This window comes from Burkholderia sp. AU45251 (genome assembly GCF_030482905.1).
Classification (GTDB): Bacteria; Pseudomonadota; Gammaproteobacteria; order Burkholderiales; family Burkholderiaceae; genus Burkholderia; species Burkholderia aenigmatica.
Map to the genome: position 1 here is coordinate 132,225 of NZ_JAUJQH010000012.1, position 19,003 is coordinate 151,227.

Genomic DNA, 19,003 nt, shown 5'->3' on the forward strand with positions numbered 1-19,003 from the left:
GCGCGGCCTTCGCTATGTCGTTCGTCGCTCAGGCGGCCAGCACTTCCTTCGCCGCCTTCTTCGCACCGATCTCGCCCAGCGCGCGCTTGTATTCGTGCGGGAACACCTTCACGAACTGGCGGCGCGCCGCGTCCCAGTTTTCCAGCAGCGACTTCGCGCGCGGCGAACCCGTGAACTGGAAATGACGCTCGACGAGCCCCTTGAGCAGCGCTTCGTCCGTCGTGCCCGCATGCCAGAGCGCGCGGTCGACCGTGCGCTCCTGCTCGGCCTGCTGCAGCACCGGCTCGAGCGCGACCATCGCCTTGTTGCACTTCGCCGCGAACGTGCCTTCCGGATCGTAGATGTACGCGAGACCGCCCGACATGCCGGCCGCGAAGTTGCGCCCGGTCTCGCCGAGCACGACGACCGTGCCGCCCGTCATGTATTCGCAACCGTGGTCGCCCGTGCCTTCGACGACCGCCGTCGCACCCGAGTTGCGCACGCAGAAGCGCTCGCCCGCGACGCCGCGGAAGAACGATTCGCCTTCGATTGCGCCGTACATCACCGTGTTGCCGCAGATGATGTTTTCCTCGGACTTGCCGCGGAAGTCGTTGGTCGGACGGATGATGATCCGGCCGCCCGACAGGCCCTTGCCGACGTAGTCGTTGCCGTCGCCGACGAGGTCGAGCGTCACGCCCTTCGCGAGGAACGCGCCGAAGCTCTGGCCGGCCGTGCCCTTCAGCTGGATGTGCACCGCGTCGTCGGCCAGGCCGTCGTGGCCGTGCTTCTTCGCGATCACGCCCGACAGCATCGCGCCGACCGTCCGGTTCACGTTGCGCACCGGCTGGATGAACGACACATGCTCGCCGTTCTCGATCGCGGCCTTCGCCTTCTCGATCAGCACGTGGTCGAGCGCGCGCTCGAGGCCGTGATCCTGCACGTCGACGTGACGCGGCGCGACGTCCTCGCACTCTTCCGGCTGGTAGAACACGCGCGAGAAGTCAAGGCCCTTCGCCTTCCAGTGCTCGATGCCCTTGCGGGTGTCGAGCAGGTCGGCGCGGCCGATCAGATCGTCGAACTTCGCGACGCCGAGCTGCGCCATGATCTCGCGCACTTCCTCGGCGACGAAGAAGAAGTAGTTCACGACGTGCTCGGGCTGGCCCTTGAACTTCGCACGCAGCACCGGATCCTGCGTCGCGACGCCGACCGGGCACGTGTTCAGGTGGCACTTGCGCATCATGATGCAGCCCTCGACGACGAGCGGTGCCGTCGCGAAGCCGAATTCGTCCGCGCCGAGCAGCGCGCCGATCACGACGTCGCGGCCCGTCTTCATCTGGCCGTCGGCCTGCACGCGGATGCGGCCGCGCAGGCGGTTCAGCACCAGCGTCTGCTGCGTTTCGGCCAGGCCGAGTTCCCACGGCGTGCCCGCGTGCTTGACCGACGACAGCGGCGACGCGCCCGTGCCGCCGTCATGGCCGGCGATCACGACGTGATCGGCCTTCGCCTTTGCGACACCGGCCGCGACCGTGCCGACACCCACTTCCGACACGAGCTTCACGGAGATGCTCGAGCTCGGGTTCACGTTCTTCAGGTCGTGGATCAGCTGCGCCAGATCCTCGATCGAGTAGATGTCGTGGTGCGGCGGCGGCGAGATCAGGCCGACACCCGGCACCGAGTAACGCAGCTTGCCGATGTATTCGGACACCTTGTGACCCGGCAGCTGGCCGCCTTCGCCCGGCTTCGCGCCCTGCGCCATCTTGATCTGGATCTGGTCGGCCGATGCCAGGTACTCGGCGGTGACGCCGAAGCGGCCCGACGCGACCTGCTTGATCTTCGAGCGCAGCGAATCGCCGTCCTTCAGCGGAATGTCGCTGACGATCTCGTCGCCGATCACCGACTTCAGCGTCTCGCCGGCCTTGATCGGAATGCCGCGCAGTTCGTTGCGATAGCGCTTCTGGTCCTCACCGCCTTCGCCGGTGTTCGACTTGCCGCCGATCCGGTTCATCGCAACCGCGAGCGTCGCGTGCGCTTCGGTGCTGATCGAACCGAGCGACATCGCGCCCGTCGCGAAGCGCTTGACGATGTCCTTCGCCGATTCGACGTCGTCGATCGGGATCGCCTTGGTCGGCTCGACCTTGAACTCGAACAGGCCACGGAACGTCATGTGACGCTTGGTCTGGTCGTTGATCAGGTGCGCGTATTCCTTGTACGTCTGGTACGAATTGCTGCGCGTCGCGTGCTGCAGCTTCGCGATCGAATCCGGCGTCCACATGTGGTCTTCGCCACGCACGCGGTACGCGTACTCGCCGCCCGCGTCGAGCATGTCGCGCAGGACCGGGTTGTCGCCGAACGCATCGCGGTGCAGGCGAATCGCTTCTTCCGCCACTTCGAACAGGCCGATACCGCCGACCTTCGACGCGGTGCCCTTGAAGTACTTCTCGACGAGGTCGCTCGACAGGCCGAGCGCTTCGAAGATCTGCGCGCCCGTGTACGACATGTACGTCGAGATGCCCATCTTCGACATCACCTTCTGCAGCCCCTTGCCGACCGCCTTCGTGAAGTTGTAGACGGCCTTCTCCGGCGACAGGTCGCCCGGCAGCCCTTCGGCCATCTTCGCGAGCGTTTCCATCGCGAGGTACGGGTGCACGGCTTCCGCGCCGTAGCCCGCGAGCAACGCGAAGTGGTGCGTTTCACGTGCGGAGCCCGTCTCGACGACGAGGCCCGTGCTCGTGCGCAGACCTTGCTGGACGAGGTGCGTGTGGATCGCCGACGTGGCGAGCAGCGCCGGAATCGCGACATGCTCGGCGTCCGTCTTGCGGTCCGACACGATCAGCATGTTGTAGCCCGACTTCACCGCGTCGACGGCTTCCGCACACAGCGACGCGAGGCGTGCCTCGATGCCTTCCTTGCCCCAGGCAACCGGGTAGCAGATGTTCAGTTCGTACGCGCTGAACTTGCCGCCCGTGTACTGGTCGATCGCGCGGATCTTCGCGATGTCCTTGAAGTCGAGCACCGGCTGCGACACTTCGAGACGCATCGGCGGGTTGATGTTGTTCGTGTCGAGCAGGTTCGGCTTCGGGCCGATGAACGACACGAGCGACATGACCATGTTCTCGCGGATCGGGTCGATCGGCGGGTTCGTGACCTGTGCGAACAGCTGCTTGAAGTAGTGATAGAGCGTCTTGTTCTTGTTCGACATCACCGCGAGCGGCGAATCGTTGCCCATCGAACCGACGGCTTCCTCACCCTGCTGCGCCATCGGCGCCATCAGGAACTTCAGGTCTTCCTGCGTGTAGCCGAACGCCTGCTGGCGGTCGAGCAGCGCGGCGCCCTGCGTGCGGCCGGCCGCGACTTCCTCGGCCTTCGGCTCGATCTCGTCGAGCTTGATGCGCACGGCGTCGATCCAGCTCTTGTACGGCTTCGCGTTCGCGAGGTTGTCCTTCAGTTCCTTGTCGTCGATGATGCGGCCGTGTTCCATGTCGATCAGGAACATCTTGCCCGGCTGCAGACGCCACTTCTTGACGATCTTCGATTCGGGGATCGGCAGCGTGCCGGCTTCCGACGCCATGATGACGAGGTCGTCGTCGGTGACGAGGTAGCGCGCCGGGCGCAGGCCGTTACGGTCGAGCGTCGCGCCGATCTGGCGGCCGTCGGTGAACGCGATCGCGGCCGGGCCGTCCCACGGCTCCATCATCGCGGCATGGTATTCGTAGAACGCGCGGCGGTTCTCGTCCATCAGCGTGTGCTGTTCCCACGCTTCCGGGATCATCATCATCACCGCGTGCACGAGCGGGTAGCCGGCCATCACCAGCAGTTCGAGACAGTTGTCGAACGACGCGGTATCCGACTGGCCCGGGTAGATCAGCGGCCACAGCTTCGGCAGATCGTCGGCGAGCACGTGCGACGCGATCGCGCCGGTACGCGCGTTCAGCCAGTTCACGTTGCCCTTCACGGTGTTGATCTCGCCGTTGTGCGCGATCATCCGGTACGGGTGAGCCAGCTCCCACGCCGGGAACGTGTTGGTCGAGAAGCGCTGGTGCACGAGCGCGAGCGCCGACACGACACGCGTGTCCTGCAGGTCGCGGTAATACACGCCGACCTGGCCCGCGAGCAGCAGCCCCTTGTAGACGATCGTGCGCGCCGACATCGACGGCACGAAGTATTCCTTGCCGTGCTTGAGCTTCAGCGCCTGGATGCGGTGGCTCGCCGTCTTGCGGATCACGTACAGCTTCCGCTCGAGCGCGTCCGTCACCATGATGTCCTTGCCGCGGCCGATGAAGATCTGGCGGATCAGCGGCTCGCTCGCCTTCACGGTCGGCGAAATCGGCATCGCATGGTCGACCGGCACGTCGCGCCAGCCGAGCACGACCTGGCCCTCTGCCTTCACCGTCCGCTCGAGCTCCTGCTCGCACGCGAGACGCGATGCGTTTTCCTTCGGCAGGAAGATCATGCCGACCCCATATTCGCCGGCTGGCGGCAGCATCACGCCCTGCTTCGCCATTTCCTCGCGATAGAACGCGTCCGGGATCTGGATCAGGATGCCCGCGCCGTCGCCCATCAGCGGATCGGCGCCGACCGCGCCACGGTGATCGAGGTTCTCGAGGATCTTCAGACCCTGCTGAATGATCTCGTGGCTCTTCTTGCCCTTGATGTGAGCGACGAAGCCGACGCCACAGGCGTCGTGTTCGTTTTGCGGGTCATACAGACCTTGTGCGGCGGGCACCGCGGCGAGCGGCTGCTGGTGGTCGTTCATGGGGACACCGTCGTAAAGGGGGCCTGGAGGCCGTTGAACCATTTTCTTGTTGCCGTCGATCCCGCTCCCGACGGGAGACGGCGCGGCCGACAGTGGATGGGCAAGCTTCGCCCGGGCCACCGGAATTCGGAATATACGCGACGAATCAAAGGAATAGCAACAAAAACCGCTTGATCGAACCCCAATTAAACGGATGCCTCGATCTGGTGCCATTTTATTGGGGCCGTATCGTTTTGGTGCAAAAAGAAGCGGCGCCCGCAGCGCCGCCTCCTGAACCGCCGTTCCCGGATTACTGCTGGATCGGCGGCGTGTTTTCACGCACCTTTCTGGGGCGTCCGCGCGGCAGCGGCGACACGCGCCGGTTCGCGGTACGCGCCGCCCACTCGCGATAATTCTCGCCGCCGAGCACCCAGCCCTTCAACGTCGCCTGCTGCAACTGGTCGGCCTGCCGCTCGTCGAGCGGCTGCTCGCACAGCTCCTTGTACGCGCGCTGGCGGTCGAACGGCGTATTGCCGAGCGCCCAGTAGAGCGGATGGTCGGTGATCAGGCTGTCGACGGTGAGCCCGACGTGATGCCGGTAGCTCGACCAGCGATAAGCCTCGGGCGTCGCGACGAGCTGCGCGCGCACCGGGCTCATCTCGACCACGCGGCTCGCGAGCAGGAAATAGCGCTCGCCTTCGATGACCGTCGCGCGGTAACGGCCTTCCCACAGGGTGCCGCGCCGCGAATAGCGCCGGTTGAAATGCGCGACGTAGCGCCTGCCGACAGCCTGCATCGCTTTCGGCAGGCTCGCCTCGTCGCTCGGCGTCACGAGCAGTTGCACCTGGCGCGGCAGCAGCACGTAGGCGTGCACCGACAGGTGATGATCGCGCGCGGCGGCCTTCAGGCAATCGATGAAGAGTTCGTAGTCCTGGTCGTCGACGAACGCGGGTTGCTGATCCAGGCCGCGCAGTATCACGTGCTGCGGCTGGTCGGGAACGTAGAGTCGTGCTAACCGTGCCATGCTGAATGTCCGTTTGAACGCGTTAGGAAATACCCGGGGGTCCGATAGTGCGCACCTGCGTAGAATGCCTGTCCCGACAGGGCGCGGAAGCGTACGGTCGTACTAATCCTAGGGTGAAAACTCTAACTTACGAGCTTGTTTGGTTTTAAACGCAGTCGTCATAATGAGCACGCCTTAGATCGGAGGAGACACAATGAAACGAAAACTGGCCATTACGGGGGCTGCAGCGCTCGCATTCACGTTCGCGGGCGGTACGGCACATGCACAATCCGCAGGTGATTTCTACGTCAGCACCGGCTGGCTGCACCTCGCGCCGCAGGACAGCAGCGACCCGCTGTTCGTCTACGGCGTAGGCGGCACGCCCGTCAACCAATCGGTTCCCAACACGGGCGCCGGCATCAGCGACGCCGACACGCTCGCACTGGCGACCGGTTACTTCGTGACCGACCACATCGCCACCGAGTTCATCGCCGGCATTCCGCCGAAGTTCGACATCACGGGCAAGGGCCAGTTCGCGAATTTTGGTACGCTTGGCCGCGCGTACCAGTGGAGCCCCGCGCTCCTCCTCAAGTACTACTTCAACGACGCCAACGCGAAGTTCCGTCCGTATGTCGGCGTCGGCGCAACGTATATCTGGTTCACCGGCGCGAAGATCACGAACAGCGCGTTCGAAAACGGCGTGCTCGGCGGCCCGACCACCGCCCAGACCAGCAACCAGTGGGCGCCCGTGTTCAACGCCGGCTTCACGTACAACTTCACGAAACACTGGTTCGCCGGCTTCTCGATGTCGTACATCCCGGTCAGCGTGACCGCGACCTTCACGACGGCCCGCCGGACACCGGTCGGCACGCTGACGGAAACGTCGAAGGCCCACATCTCGCTGAACCCGATCGTGACGTACCTGAACGTCGGTTACCGCTTCTAAGCGTAGTCGAATATTTGGGGAATGGTTAATCCTGCTGCAATTTGTAGCGGATTTTTCCTGGCGTAACGTCTCCACGATGCAAAACGCCCCGGCGGGAATCCCGCCGGGGCGTCGTTTTTTCGCGTCAGGCACGTTCTTGCAAGGGCCAGGCCGGGCGCTGAAGCGGCTGCTAGACGATGTCGATGTCGTCCAGCGCATCGGGGGCAATCAGGTCGATGCGGTCCGTGCAGACCGCATCGACGCCCCAGCGCGCGAGTTCGCGCGCCCGTTCAAGGTCGTTCACCGTGTAAACCAGGATGCACAGCCCGGCCGCCTTGATCGCGCGCACGAGTGGTTCGTCGAGCCGGCTGTGGTCTGCATGCAACGATCGGCAGTCGAGCGCACCGACGACCTGCGCATGCCAGTCGTCCGGCACGGCTTCGTAGAGCATCCCGCGCGGCAGCGCCGGCACGGTCGCGCGCGCCTGCTGCAGCGCATCGAACGAAAACGACGACAGCAGCGGCGGAATGGCGGCATCGCGCCAGTACGCGGCCGCGTCGGCCGCCACGCGCTGCCCGGTCTCGCGCTCGCGTCCCGGGCACGGCTTGATCTCGACATTGGCGGCCAGCCCGTGGGCGAGGCAGCGCGCCGCCGCGGCCTCGAGCGTCGGCATCCGCTCGCCCGCGAAGCGCGCGTCGAGCCACGCGCCCGCGTCGAGCGCGGCCAGCGCGTCATAACGCATGCCCGCCGCCGCGCCATGACCGTTCGACGTGCGGTCGACCGTGTCGTCGTGCAGCAGGAACGTCACGCCGTCGGCCGACAGCTTCGCGTCGAACTCGACCATCAGGTGGCCACGACGCGCGCCTTCGTCGAGCGCGGCGAGCGTGTTCTCCGGTGCGAGCGTGCCGCCGCCGCGATGGGCGACGACGCGCGGATACGGCCAGTCGGTACGGGTTGTCATCGTCGGTCTCTCGGCAGGTGCAGCAGGTTCAGGCGGCACGCTTGCCGGTCTCGGGATCGAAGAAGTGCAGCCGGTGCGCCGGCAGCGCAGCCGCCAGCGCCGTGCCGCGCGCGGGGCGGTCTGCGTGCGGCAGGCGCACCGCAACGTCGTGATTGCCCCAGCGGCCGTGCGCGAGATTGTCCGCGCCGAGCAGCTCGCACGAATCGACCGGCAGCGTCGCCTGCGCGACGCCCGGCTGCGGCGTCATGTGTTCGGGACGCACGCCGAGCACCCAGTCGCGCCCGGTGGCGATCGCCGTCCCGATTCCGGGCGCGCCGGCAACCGGCAGCGCGGGGCCGCCGCCTGCAACCGTAAATGTCGCGCCGTCGTCCGACAGCCGGCCGTGCATCAGGTTCATCGCGGGCGAGCCGATGAAGCCCGCGACGAACACCGTCGCCGGCTTCTCGTACACGTCAACCGGCGCGCCGATCTGCTCCGCGTAGCCGCGGTTCATCACGATCACGCGCTGCGCGAGCGTCATCGCCTCGATCTGATCGTGCGTCACGTAGACGCTCGTCGTCGCAAGCCGCGCATGCAGCCGCTGGATCTCGAGCCGCATCTGCACGCGCAATTTCGCGTCGAGGTTCGACAACGGCTCGTCGAACAGGAACACCGACGGCTCGCGCACGATCGCACGCCCCATCGCGACGCGCTGCCGCTGGCCGCCCGACAGCTCGCGCGGCCGCCGCGCGAGCAGCGGCTCGAGTTCGAGGATCTTCGCGGCCGCGGCCACCCGCGAGTCGATCGTCGCGCGCTCGAGCCCGCGGATCTTCAGCCCGTAGCCCATGTTCTGCGCGACCGTCATGTGCGGATACAGCGCATAGTTCTGGAACACCATCGCGATGTCGCGATCCTTCGGCTCCAGCGCGTTGACCACGCGCTCGCCGATCGCGATCTCGCCATCCGTCACCGTCTCGAGCCCCGCGATCATCCGCAGCAACGTCGACTTGCCGCAGCCCGACGGGCCGACCAGCACGATGAATTCGCCGTCCGCGATCTCCACGTCGATGCCGTGCAGCACGTGCTGCTTGCCGTCGTAGGATTTCCTGACGCCCTTCAAGCTCAACGCAGCCATACCTGGTCCTTCTCCCGGTTACCGTCCGTTGTTTATTTCTCGGAATCGACGAGGCCGCGCACGAACCAGCGCTGCATCGCCAGTACGACGACGAGCGGCGGAATCATCCCCAGCAGCGTCGCCGCCATCACGTATTGCCATTCGGTCGCGGCGTCGCCGCTCGCGATCATCGTCTTGATACCCACCACCGCCGTCGACAGCGATGCCTCCGTCGTGATCAGGATCGGCCACAGATACTGGTTCCAGCCGTAGATGAACGTGATCACGAACAGCGCCGCGATACTCGTCTTCGACAGCGGCAGCACGACGTCCCAGAAGAACCGCAGCGGCCCCGCGCCGTCGATGCGCGCGGCATCCATCAGCTCGTCGGGCAGCGTCATGAAGAACTGGCGGAACAGGAACGTCGCGGTCGCCGACGCGATCAGCGGCAGCGTGAGCCCCGCATAGGTGTTCGTCAGGTGCAGCGTCGACACGACCTGCACGGTCGGGAAGATCCGCACCTCGACCGGCAGCATCAGCGTGACGAAGATCAGCCAGAACGCCGTGTTGCGGAACGGGAAGCGGAAATAGACGATCGCGTACGCGGACAGGATCGACACCGCGATCTTGCCCACCGCGATGCCGAGCGCCATCGCGAAACTGTTCACGAGCAGGCGGCCGAACGGCGCCGTCGTGCCGCCGCTGCCGTGCCCCCAGATGTACGCGACGTTCTCGAACAGGTGCGTGCTCGGTACCAGCGACAGCGGCACCGTGAATACTTCCTGCGCATTCATCGTCGCCGCGCAGAACGCGACGTAGACGGGAAACACGATCAGCACGACACCCGCGATCAGCACCGCGTGGCAGAACAGGTCGAAGCCCTTGCGATTCTCGATCATGCGTATTGCACCCTGCGTTCGACGAAGCGGAACTGGATCACCGTGAGCCCGACGACGATGATCATCAGCACGACCGACTGCGCGCCCGAGCTGCCGATGTCGAGCCCCTGGAAGCCCTCCGCGAAGATCTTGTAGATCAGCGTCTTGGTGCTCTGCGCCGGGCCGCCGCCGGTGGCCGCGTCGATCACCGGGAAGGTGTCGAAGAAGGCGTACACGAGGTTCACGACCAGCAGGAAGAAACTGGTGGGCGACAGCAGCGGCAGCACGATGTTGAAGAAGCGCCGCACCGGCCCGGCGCCGTCGATCGCCGCCGCCTCGATCAGCGAGCGCGGAATCGCCTGCAGGCCTGCGTAGAAGAACAGGAAGTTGTAGCTCACCTGCTTCCACACCGACGCGAGCACGACCAGGAACATCGCCTGGCCGCCGTTCAGCGCGTGGTTCCACACGATGCCGCTCTTTGCGAGCGCATAGGTGATCAGGCCGATGCTCGGATTGAACAGGAACGCCCACAGCACGGCGGCGATCGTCGGCGCGACCGCATACGGCCAGATCAGCAGCGTGCGGTACACGCGCGCACCGCGGATCACGCGATCGGCGCACGCGGCGAGAATCAGCGACACGACGAGCCCGCTCGCCGTGACAAGCGAACTGAACACGAGCGTCGTGCGGAAAGAATCGAGATACAGCGGATCGGCGAACAGGTGCGTGAAGTTCGCCAGGCCGACGAATTCGCTCGAGGTGCCGAACGCATCCTGCATCTGCGTCGACTGCCACAGCGCGACGCCGGCCGGCCACAGGAAGAACACGGCGGTGATCGCGAGCTGCGGCGCGATCAGCAGGTACGGCAACAGGCTCGTACCGAAACGGGAACGGGATTGCATCGCGGATATCCGGTCAGGCGCAACGGAAAGATGGCCGTGCCGCCGGCCGGCGCGCGCATCCGTACAGGATGCGACGCGGCCGGCGGCACGGTGCGATGCGGGCTCAGCCGCCCGACTTCTCGAAGCGGCGCAGCAGTTCGTCGCCGCGCGATGCGGCCGAATCGAGCGCGTCCTTCGGCGACTTCTTCTGCGCCCAGACCTGCTCGAATTCCTCGTCGACCACCGTGCGGATCTGCGGCATGTTGCCGAGGCGCAGCCCCTTCGTGTACGGCAGCGGCGGCTTGTTCAGCATCTGCTTGATCGCGGTTTCGGCGCTCGGGTTCTTCGCGTAGAAGCCCTGCTGGCGCGTCAGGTCGTACGCGGCCGTGGTGACCGGCAGGTAGCCCGTGTCCTGGTGCCACTTCGCGGCGACGGCCGGCGAGGCCAGGTACGCGAGGAATTTCGCGACGCCCTTGTAGGTCGCCGGATCCTTGCCGGCCAGCACCCACAGGCTCGCGCCGCCGATGATCGCGTTCTGCGGTGCGCCCTTCACGTTCGCGTCGTACGGCATCATGCCCGTGCCGTAGCTGAACTTCGCGAACTTCTGCACGTTCGCGAGCGCGCCCGACGTCGTCGTCATGATCCCGCAGTCGCCGCTGTAGAACTTCGCCGACGCTTCATCCTTGCGGCCCGCGTACGTGAACGTGCCGTCCTTCGCCATCTGCTGCAGGAACGCGACGTGCGCGATCTGCTGCGGCTTGTTGAATTCGAGCACCGCGTCGCTACCGTCGAAGCCGTTGTTGCGGCTCGAGAACGGCAGCCCGTGCCACGCGCTGTAGTTCTCGAGCTGGACCCAGCCCTGCCAGCCGGTCGTGAAGCCGCACGCCATCCCCGACTTGCGCAGCTTCTCGGCATCGGCCTGCACGTCGGCCCACGTCTTCGGCGGCTGGTTCGGATCGAGCCCGGCCTTCTTGAACGCGTCCTTGTTGTAGTACAGCACCGGCGTCGAGCTGTTGAACGGCATCGACACGAGATGACCCGTCTTCGCGTCGCTGTAGTAGCTCGCGATGGTCGGCACGAACGCCTTTTCGTCGAGCGGCACGCCGGCCTGCTTGAACACGTCGTAGACGGGCACGACGGCCTTCTTCGCCTGCATCATCGTGGCCGTGCCGACTTCATAGACCTGGAGGATCGCCGGCGCGTTGCCGCTACGATAGGCGGCGATGCCGGCCGCGAGCGCCTGGTCGTAGGTGCCCTTGAAGACCGGCACGATCTTGTAGTCGCTCTGCGACGCGTTGAACTGGTCGGCGATCGCATTGACCCGCTCGCCGAGCGCGGCCTCCATCGCATGCCAGAACTGGATCTCCGTCGCGGCGAACGCCACGTGCTGCGCCCCGAACATCAGCGCGCCGCCGAGCGCGATCGAACGAACCATGGTCCCCGCAGGCTGCTTCTTCATCGATCTCTCTCCTATGAAAACGTTACCAACAGCGTGTGCAACATTCCCGTCGCCATTGAACCGGCGAAGTCTAGTGATCGTTTGTGACAGTCAGTTGTCGCTGATGACGAACAGGCGCTGGTACTCCTTCAGCGCGAAGCGGTCGGTCATGCCGGCGATGTAGTGCGCGACGAGACGCGGCTGCTGTGCGGCGTCGTCGGACTGGTATGGCGGCGGCAGCAGGCGCGGATCGTCGATGAACGCATCGAACAACCCGGTGACGACGCGTTGCGCCTTGCTCGCCATGCGCATCACCTTGTAGTGGCGATAGAGGTTCTTGAAGAGGAAGCGCTTGAGGGCGGCCGCCTGGGCGGCGACCGTCTCGCTGTGCGACACGAGCGGCGGCGCGGCGCGCACGTCGTCGAGCGACGCGGGCGCGACGCGCGCGAGGTTGCGCGTCGTCTCGTCGATCAGGTCGACGATCAGCGTGTTGATGATGCGGCGCACCGTCTCGTGCACGAGACGACGGCCTTCGAGGTGCGGGAATTCGGCGAGCGCCGCCTCGTAGTGGCGCTGCCACAACTCGACTTCCGCGAGCTGTTCGATCGTGATCAGACCGGAACGCAGGCCGTCGTCGACGTCGTGGTTGTTGTAGGCGATCTCGTCCGCGATGTTGGCAAGCTGCGCTTCGAGCGACGGCTGGCGGCCCTGCAGGAAGCGCTCGCCAAGCGCGCCGAGCTTGCGCGCATTCTCGCGCGAGCAGTGCTTCAGAATGCCTTCGCGCGTCTCGAAGCACAGGTTCAGCCCGTTGAACGCGCCGTAATGCTCCTCGAGCTCGTCGACGACCGCCAGGCTCTGCAGGTTGTGCTCGAAGCCGCCGTGCTCGCGCATGCAGGCATTCAGCGCGTCCTGCCCCGCATGGCCGAACGGCGTATGGCCGAGATCGTGCGCGAGCGAGATCGCCTCGACGAGATCCTCGTTCAGGCGCAGGTTGCGCGCGACCGAGCGTGCGATCTGCGCCACTTCGAGGCTGTGCGTGAGGCGTGTGCGGAACAGGTCGCCTTCGTGATTGACGAAGACCTGCGTCTTGTATTCGAGCCGGCGAAATGCGGTCGAATGAACGATGCGGTCGCGGTCGCGCTGGAATTCGGTGCGCGCCGCCGGTGGTGTTTCCGGATGGCGACGGCCGCGCGACTGCGATGCGTGAGCGGCATACGGAGCGAGATGGGCTTCCAGCGCCGCCAGTGTCGGCGGCTCGGCCACCGGCGCAGTGGATGCGCTGCCGGCTTCGTGCAGTGTGCTGCTGGATGTCTCGCTCACGTCTCCTCCATGTCAGGGGCGCCGGGGCATCCGGGCCGCCGTTAGCCGGTCGTCTGTGCCAGTGTAGCGAACACGGCTTCGTCCGGCGCCTGCGTGATCAGCGTATCGCCGAATCGCTTCAGCAGGATGAACTTGATCGCGCCGGCCTCGGCCTTCTTGTCGACGCGCATCAGGTCCATGTAGCGCGCGTCGCCGAGCGCGGGCCCGCGGGTCGGCAGGTGCGCGGCCGCGATCACCGCATCGAGGCGCTGCCGCGACGCTTCGTCGAGCAGGCCGAGCCGCACCGACAGGTCGCCCGCCATCACCATCCCGCAGCCGACCGCCTCGCCGTGCAGCCATTCGCCGTAGCCGAGCCCGGCCTCGATCGCGTGGCCAAACGTATGGCCGAAGTTCAGGATCGCGCGCAGGCCGCCTTCGCGCTCGTCGGCCGCCACCACGCTCGCTTTGATCTCGCACGAGCGCTTCACCGCGTGTGCGAGCGCAGCCGGGTCGCGGCGGTTCAGCGCGTCGACGTTCGCCTCGATCCAGTCGAAGAATTCCGCGTCGGCGATCGCACCGGTCTTGATGACCTCGGCGACGCCGGCCGCCAGCTCGCGGTCAGGCAGGGTCGTCAGCGCGCCGATGTCCGCGATCACGGCCTGCGGCTGGTAGAACGCGCCGATCATGTTCTTGCCGAGCGGGTGGTTGATGCCCGTCTTGCCGCCGACCGACGAGTCGACCTGCGACAGCAGCGTCGTCGGCACCTGGATGAACGGCACGCCGCGCATGTAGCACGCAGCAGCAAAGCCCGTCATGTCGCCGATCACGCCGCCGCCGAGCGCGACGAGCGTCGTCTTGCGGTCCGCGCGGTCAGTCAGCAGGCCGTCGAAGATCAGGTTCAGCGTTTCCCAGTTCTTGTACGCCTCGCCGTCCGGCAGCACGACCGTTGACACGCGCTTGCCGAGCGGTGCAAGCGCCGCGCGCAGTGCATCTCCGTAGAGCGGATCGACCGTCGTGTTCGTGACGATCGTGACGGACGAACCCTTGATGTGCGGGGCGAACAGCTCGGCGCGGCCGATCAGGCCGGCGCCAATGTGAATCGGGTAGGCGCGGTCGCCCAGATCGACGTTGACAGTAATCATGCTTGTAGCGGCTTGGCGATGACGCCGGCCAGTTCGAGTTGCATCAGCACCATGTTGACGAGACCGTTGACCGACGGACGACCGGTCTCGATGACGAAATCCGCGCATTCGCGGTACAGCGGGTCGCGCACTTCGTACAGCGCTTCGAGACGCCCCTTCGGATCTTCGGTCTGCAGCAGCGGGCGGTTCTTGTCCTTGCGTGTACGCAGCCACAGATCGTGCGGATTGGCGCGCAGGTAGACGACGATGCCGCTGCTTTTCAGGTAGTCGCGATTTTCCGGGCGCAGCACCGCGCCGCCGCCCGTCGCGAGCACGATGTTCTCGCGCTGCGTGAGCTCGGCGATCACCTGCGTTTCGCGATCGCGAAACCCGGCCTCGCCCTCCATTTCGAAGATCACCGGAATGCGCGCGCCCGTGCGGGCCTCGATTTCGTGGTCGGAGTCGAAGAACGTCCTGTCGAGACGACGCGCGACCGCACGGCCCACGGTGGTCTTACCCGCTCCCATAAGGCCGACGAAAAATACGTTTGCATGTGGGTCCCGCGCTTGCAACGGCTTCCTCTGCTTCAATCTTGCTGGTGTGTGGCGCAGCTTACTGGCAAAGCGGCTGCCTTGTCGAGCCTGCGCCGGCGGCTTCCGGCCCTGTTTTTCCGTCATCCGCGCTGCCCGCGCCGCGCGCATCGCAGCGCGCATCGACGACGGTCGGCGTGATGAAGACGACCAGTTCGTTGCGCTGGTCGCGCTGCGCGCGGTGCCGGAAAAGCGCGCCCAGAAACGGTATTTTGCCCAAGAGTGGCACGCGCGTCACATCGTTCCGGTTCAGTTGCTCATAGATCCCGCCGATCGCGACCGTCCCGCCGTTCTCGACCTCGACGCGCGTCTGGACATGCTTCGTGTGAATCGCCGGGCCGGCCGCCGTCGGCTCGCCGATGCTGTCTTTCGTCACGTCCAGGTCGAGCACCACGCGCCCGTCCGGCGTGATCTGCGGCTCGACCTCGAGCTTGAGCGTCGCCCGGCGGAACTGCACGCCGCTCACGCCGTTGCCGACCTTCGCCTGGTACGGCAGCTCCGACCCCTGTTCGACGATGGCCTTGACGCGATCGGCGGTCACCACGCGCGGCCGCGAAACGATCTGACCCCGCCCCTGCGCCTCGAGCGCGCTCAGTTCGACGTCGAGCACGCGGCTGAGCGGCGCGGCGAACAACGTGAAGCCCGCGGTTGCCGCTTCGAAGCCGCTGAGCGGCCGCGCAGCAAGGTCGAGCGCGTTGCGCGCGCCGGCTGTGAACGTGGCGCTCTCGCCCGATGGCGGCCTCTCCTGCGCCCGCAGCGCAACGCGAGCGCCGAGGTTGCGCGAAAAACCCTGCTCGCCCTCGACGATGCGGGCCTCGATCCGGACCTGCCGCGACGGCCGGTCGATCGCATCGATCAGGCTCGCGATCTGGTCGAGACGCGGCGCGAGATCAGTGACGAACAGCAGGTTCGTACGCGGATCGGCCGCCGCGGCGCCACGCTTCGACAGCAGGCGCTGGCCCGTCGCGCCGGCCAGCAGCCGTTGCACGTCCTGCGCGCGCGGGTAGTGCAGCGCGAACGTACGGCTCGCGAGCGGCTCCAGATCGGCTGCCCGCGCGTGCATTTCGAAGCGCTCGCGTTCGCGCGCAGCCAGCTCGGCCGCCGGCGTGACCCATATCACGTTGCCCCGCCGGGACATCGCGAGCCCGTGCGTGTCCAGCAGCGTGTCGAAGGCGTCGCGCCAGCGCACATTGTTCAGACGTAACGTGACGGTGCCGCGCACCTGTTCGCCGACGACGATATTGAGCCCGGTGAACCGCGCGAACGCATCGAACGCGGCCGCGAGCCCCGCGCCCTGCAGATTCAGCGAGATCCGCCGCGCGTCGTCCGCATCGCCGGGTTGCCGTGCCGCGGCGTCGCCGATCCGGGCCGGCGGCGCCAACGGGATCGGCGGCCCCTCCAGCCCGGGTGCCGGAGTGGCGGCCGCCGCCTGAAGCGCCGCGCGAGCTGCCTGGTCGAACGGAGGTGGGCCCGCCTCCGCCGATACGGTGCTGTCCGCACCGTCCACCGTACCTTGGGGCAGCGGCAGGCCAGGCAGCGGCATGTCCATCGATGCAGCGGCAGGCCAGACGGCCGGCAGCGGCGGCAACGAGGCGCTTGCGCCGGCCGCCGTCAAGCCGGCCCAGACGGCGAGTGCCCGACATCCATGCTTCATCATGGCCGCCTCCCGTCGTCCAGCGTGACGCGGTACGCGCCGTCCGCCGTCGCGAGCGTCACGGCGACGGGCTCGACTCGCACCACCCGCGCGGCCCCGAGGGCTTCGCCGGGCACCACGGCCGCGAACGCGCCGTCACCGTCGTCGAACAGCGCGAGTCCGGCGCGCCCGGCGCGAATCGTGCCGGCCAGACGAGCAGCCGCCCCCTCCGCTTCAGACGTGCCGGTGACGCCGAACGGATCTGCGCCAGGTGCGTCAGCCAGAACCGGCACCTCCCCAGCCGTAGACGTCGCCGCCGGCAACCCCGGAAACACGTCGACAGACATTTCCACGCGCGCCGCCGCCTTTCCCCGTTCGACACGCAGCGCGGTCGGCACCGCCAGCACCGGGAAACGCGCCAGCCCGCCGACCATCTGCAGCAGCGCGCGAAAGCCGCCATCCGCGACGATGCGCACCGTGCGCCGGCCGTCCTGCGCGGCACCATCGGCACGCAGCGGTTCGATCGATACGTCGCGCAGCCCGCTCGACGCGGCGCGATCTGCCAGTTCCAGCATCAACACGGCCCACTCCGGCGCACGCGACAAGCGATCGCCGTGTGCCGCCGCCGGATACACGTCCCGTTGCCGTACAGCGGCTGCCAGGACACGCTGCGCGTCGGCCTCACGCATCTGCGCCGCTGCCAGCAATGCGCGGCCGTGTGCAAGCCCGCTCCAGTCAGCGGCATTCGCCAGATGAATGCCGCCCGCCAGCACAGCCGCGAACGCGACCACGCAGCCTGCGATGTGCGTAGCCGCCGGCGACACGCGCCGCATGCCGCCGAGCCACCTGCCGCCGTGCGGTGCGGGCCGATGGACGAGCGCCGTCATGCGCCACCTCCCGACGCTTTCCGGGACGGCAGCGCATCGTGCCAGCGCAACTGGGCCGAGAACCGGAACGGCATCCCGCCCGTCGCGACCGGCGCATCCGAAGCAGGCTTCAACGCATCGATATCGATCCGCCAGCCACGCTGCTCGCGCGCCATCGCCGCGAGCCATCGCGCCGCCGCCGGGTAGCTCACGGCACGCACATCGAGCACGGCACCGGCCGACGTCGTGCGCAGCGCGTCGAGCCGGACGGTGCCGGCGCCCACCTGCGCCAGTGTCGCCAGCAGCCCCGCGACGTGCCGGTAAGGCTCGGCAAGCTCAGCCGCCTGCGCGTCGCGCTGCGCGGTAACAGCCGCTGCGTTGGCGGCGCGCGTCGCAGCACCCACCTGCGGCTGCAACTGCCGCAGCCGCGCCTCCACGCTTGCGCGCTCGGCATCCACCCGCCACCGCGCCCCGGTAGCAGCGCCCGTCCACAGGCCGGCGCCAAGCACGCCGAACAGAATCGCCATGCCGCACTGCGCGGCCCGACGACGCCGCAACGCCTGCGCCAGCCGCTCGCGATACGGCAGCAGGTTGAAGCCGCCCTGCTCCGCGCGATGGACCGTCACTCCCACACCCCGCGCAATGCCAGCCCGAATGCGACAGCCAGCGCCGGACCGCCCGGCATGCCGGCGGGCAGGCATGGCTGCCCGCTCCAGCCCGTACAGTTGAACGACACCGCAACCGCGCCGAGCACGTCGCCAATCTCGGCGACGGACGTATCGAAGCGGGCGATGCACCGCTCGTCCCCGGCCACGAGTACGCAATGCACGGCCCCGAGCGCGCGCCGGCGCAGTGCATCGGGAAACGCCCCCGGCGCGGCGCCGGACAGCGTCAGCACCGGTACGGCCAACGGGCCGTCGATTCGCCAGCCGTGCACGCCCGCGTCGTGAAACCAGAGCGCCGCGTAGGGACCCGCCTGCGCGTCGGGTTCGAACTGCGCGGCGTAGCGCAACGCTCGCAGCGCGGCGGCCGACTCGCCGTCGACCACCGTCAGGTCGACACCGGCCTGCGCAGCCACGTCGATCCGGCGCTCGAGCAGCGCCAGCGGGGCCACGGCAACCTCGATCTCGCCCGCCTCCGCGCCGCCATCCTGCCGCCAGTCGAACGCGAGGCTGTCCGGCGCCAGCCCCGAGATGCGTTCGGCCGCCTGCCGCGCGGCGTCCGGGATGTCGTCCCGCCCGGCCAGATCGAGCGTCGCGGTGCGCATCTCGTCATCGTGCAACGCCATCACCCCGCGCGCATCGCACCGCACATCGGCCACCGACAGCCTCGACACGGCTGCAGCCAGCGCACGCGCGACCGCCGCCCAACGCGCATCCTCCGGCCCGCCCGCCAACCCAACCGGCTCCCGCTCGAGCCCCTCGACGCACACCTCCGCGCCCCGGCCGCGCCGGCTCAGCACGACCACCCTCACCTCGTCCGAACCGACGTCGATTCCCGTCGACCGGTGCCCGCCCCGCGCAAACCGCGCTCCCCATCGTCCTGCCATCGCAGCCTCCCGAGATCGTCGCGGCCCACGCCGCGTTTCCGAGACCTGATTCTGC

The 19,003-nt window shown here is 67.3% G+C and carries 15 protein-coding genes; 1 reads left to right on the plus strand and 14 read right to left on the minus strand.

Going from position 1 to position 19,003, the window contains the following annotated elements; genetic code table 11:
• Window positions 1–28: 28 nt before the first annotated feature.
• On the minus strand, window positions 29–4,732 hold the full coding sequence (locus tag QZM67_RS23095; RefSeq protein ID WP_301806913.1) for a glutamate synthase-related protein: 4,704 nt from the start codon (window positions 4,730–4,732) through the stop codon (window positions 29–31).
• A 289-nt stretch (window positions 4,733–5,021) separates the two neighbouring features.
• The gene (locus QZM67_RS23100) at window positions 5,022–5,735 is read right to left on the minus strand and encodes a transposase (RefSeq protein WP_006477151.1); all 714 of its coding nucleotides are present in this window, start codon (window positions 5,733–5,735) and stop codon (window positions 5,022–5,024) included.
• A 193-nt stretch (window positions 5,736–5,928) separates the two neighbouring features.
• Here QZM67_RS23100 and QZM67_RS23105 point away from each other — a divergent pair, with 193 nt between their 5' ends.
• Window positions 5,929–6,660, plus strand: a complete 732-nt coding sequence (locus tag QZM67_RS23105) for an OmpW family protein (protein WP_301806916.1) — start codon at window positions 5,929–5,931, stop codon at window positions 6,658–6,660.
• 169 nt (window positions 6,661–6,829) lie between these two features.
• Here the strand turns inward: QZM67_RS23105 and ugpQ are convergent, their stop codons facing one another.
• The 12 genes from ugpQ to QZM67_RS23165 form a co-directional block, all read right to left on the minus strand.
• On the minus strand, window positions 6,830–7,600 hold the full coding sequence (gene ugpQ / locus QZM67_RS23110; RefSeq protein WP_301806920.1) for a glycerophosphodiester phosphodiesterase: 771 nt from the start codon (window positions 7,598–7,600) through the stop codon (window positions 6,830–6,832).
• Between the two features lie 28 nt (window positions 7,601–7,628).
• The gene (locus QZM67_RS23115) at window positions 7,629–8,714 is read right to left on the minus strand and encodes a sn-glycerol-3-phosphate import ATP-binding protein UgpC (RefSeq protein ID WP_175024562.1); all 1,086 of its coding nucleotides are present in this window, start codon (window positions 8,712–8,714) and stop codon (window positions 7,629–7,631) included.
• Between the two features lie 32 nt (window positions 8,715–8,746).
• On the minus strand, window positions 8,747–9,592 hold the full coding sequence (ugpE, locus tag QZM67_RS23120; RefSeq protein ID WP_039366729.1) for a sn-glycerol-3-phosphate ABC transporter permease UgpE: 846 nt from the start codon (window positions 9,590–9,592) through the stop codon (window positions 8,747–8,749).
• Entirely contained in the window at window positions 9,589–10,473 is an 885-nt protein-coding gene (ugpA, locus tag QZM67_RS23125) for a sn-glycerol-3-phosphate ABC transporter permease UgpA (RefSeq protein ID WP_301806926.1), read from the minus strand. The genes ugpE and ugpA overlap by 4 nt, the downstream gene beginning before the upstream one ends.
• Before the next feature lie 103 nt (window positions 10,474–10,576).
• A complete protein-coding gene (gene ugpB / locus QZM67_RS23130) occupies window positions 10,577–11,911 on the minus strand; it encodes a sn-glycerol-3-phosphate ABC transporter substrate-binding protein UgpB (RefSeq protein ID WP_301806929.1) in 1,335 nt (444 codons plus the stop codon).
• Between the two features lie 90 nt (window positions 11,912–12,001).
• A complete protein-coding gene (locus tag QZM67_RS23135; RefSeq protein WP_230624516.1) occupies window positions 12,002–13,186 on the minus strand; it encodes a deoxyguanosinetriphosphate triphosphohydrolase in 1,185 nt (394 codons plus the stop codon).
• Window positions 13,187–13,251: 65 nt separating this feature from the next.
• Window positions 13,252–14,331: a 3-dehydroquinate synthase gene (gene aroB, locus QZM67_RS23140; RefSeq protein ID WP_175024567.1), complete on the minus strand. Its 1,080-nt coding sequence runs from the start codon at window positions 14,329–14,331 to the stop codon at window positions 13,252–13,254.
• Complete coding sequence (gene aroK, locus QZM67_RS23145) at window positions 14,328–14,882, minus strand: shikimate kinase AroK (protein WP_175024578.1); 555 nt, start codon at window positions 14,880–14,882, stop codon at window positions 14,328–14,330. Before aroK ends, aroB begins: the two co-directional genes overlap by 4 nt.
• Before the next feature lie 40 nt (window positions 14,883–14,922).
• Window positions 14,923–16,557, minus strand: a complete 1,635-nt coding sequence (locus QZM67_RS23150; protein ID WP_301806932.1) for a type IV pilus secretin PilQ — start codon at window positions 16,555–16,557, stop codon at window positions 14,923–14,925.
• Complete coding sequence (locus QZM67_RS23155; RefSeq protein ID WP_301806934.1) at window positions 16,554–17,420, minus strand: pilus assembly protein; 867 nt, start codon at window positions 17,418–17,420, stop codon at window positions 16,554–16,556. The genes QZM67_RS23150 and QZM67_RS23155 overlap by 4 nt, the downstream gene beginning before the upstream one ends.
• Entirely contained in the window at window positions 17,417–18,025 is a 609-nt protein-coding gene (locus QZM67_RS23160; RefSeq protein ID WP_301806935.1) for a fimbrial protein, read from the minus strand. Before QZM67_RS23160 ends, QZM67_RS23155 begins: the two co-directional genes overlap by 4 nt.
• Window positions 18,022–18,948 (minus strand): competence protein ComA, encoded by a 927-nt coding sequence (locus QZM67_RS23165; protein WP_301806937.1) that lies wholly within the window; start codon window positions 18,946–18,948, stop codon window positions 18,022–18,024. The genes QZM67_RS23160 and QZM67_RS23165 overlap by 4 nt, the downstream gene beginning before the upstream one ends.
• Window positions 18,949–19,003 lie beyond the last annotated feature (55 nt).

Coding starts and splice junctions, on each gene's coding strand:
- ugpE (WP_039366729.1), bottom strand. CDS start 9,592: ATGATCGAGAATCGCAAGGGCTTCGACCTGTTCTGCCACGCGGTGCTG.
- QZM67_RS23115 (WP_175024562.1), bottom strand. CDS start 8,714: ATGGCTGCGTTGAGCTTGAAGGGCGTCAGGAAATCCTACGACGGCAAG.
- QZM67_RS23150 (WP_301806932.1), bottom strand. CDS start 16,557: ATGATGAAGCATGGATGTCGGGCACTCGCCGTCTGGGCCGGCTTGACG.
- QZM67_RS23100 (WP_006477151.1), bottom strand. CDS start 5,735: ATGGCACGGTTAGCACGACTCTACGTTCCCGACCAGCCGCAGCACGTG.
- QZM67_RS23095 (WP_301806913.1), bottom strand. CDS start 4,732: ATGAACGACCACCAGCAGCCGCTCGCCGCGGTGCCCGCCGCACAAGGT.
- QZM67_RS23105 (WP_301806916.1), top strand. CDS start 5,929: ATGAAACGAAAACTGGCCATTACGGGGGCTGCAGCGCTCGCATTCACG.
- ugpB (WP_301806929.1), bottom strand. CDS start 11,911: ATGAAGAAGCAGCCTGCGGGGACCATGGTTCGTTCGATCGCGCTCGGC.
- QZM67_RS23165 (WP_301806937.1), bottom strand. CDS start 18,948: ATGGCAGGACGATGGGGAGCGCGGTTTGCGCGGGGCGGGCACCGGTCG.
- aroB (WP_175024567.1), bottom strand. CDS start 14,331: ATGATTACTGTCAACGTCGATCTGGGCGACCGCGCCTACCCGATTCAC.
- ugpQ (WP_301806920.1), bottom strand. CDS start 7,600: ATGACAACCCGTACCGACTGGCCGTATCCGCGCGTCGTCGCCCATCGC.
- QZM67_RS23155 (WP_301806934.1), bottom strand. CDS start 17,420: ATGACGGCGCTCGTCCATCGGCCCGCACCGCACGGCGGCAGGTGGCTC.
- ugpA (WP_301806926.1), bottom strand. CDS start 10,473: ATGCAATCCCGTTCCCGTTTCGGTACGAGCCTGTTGCCGTACCTGCTG.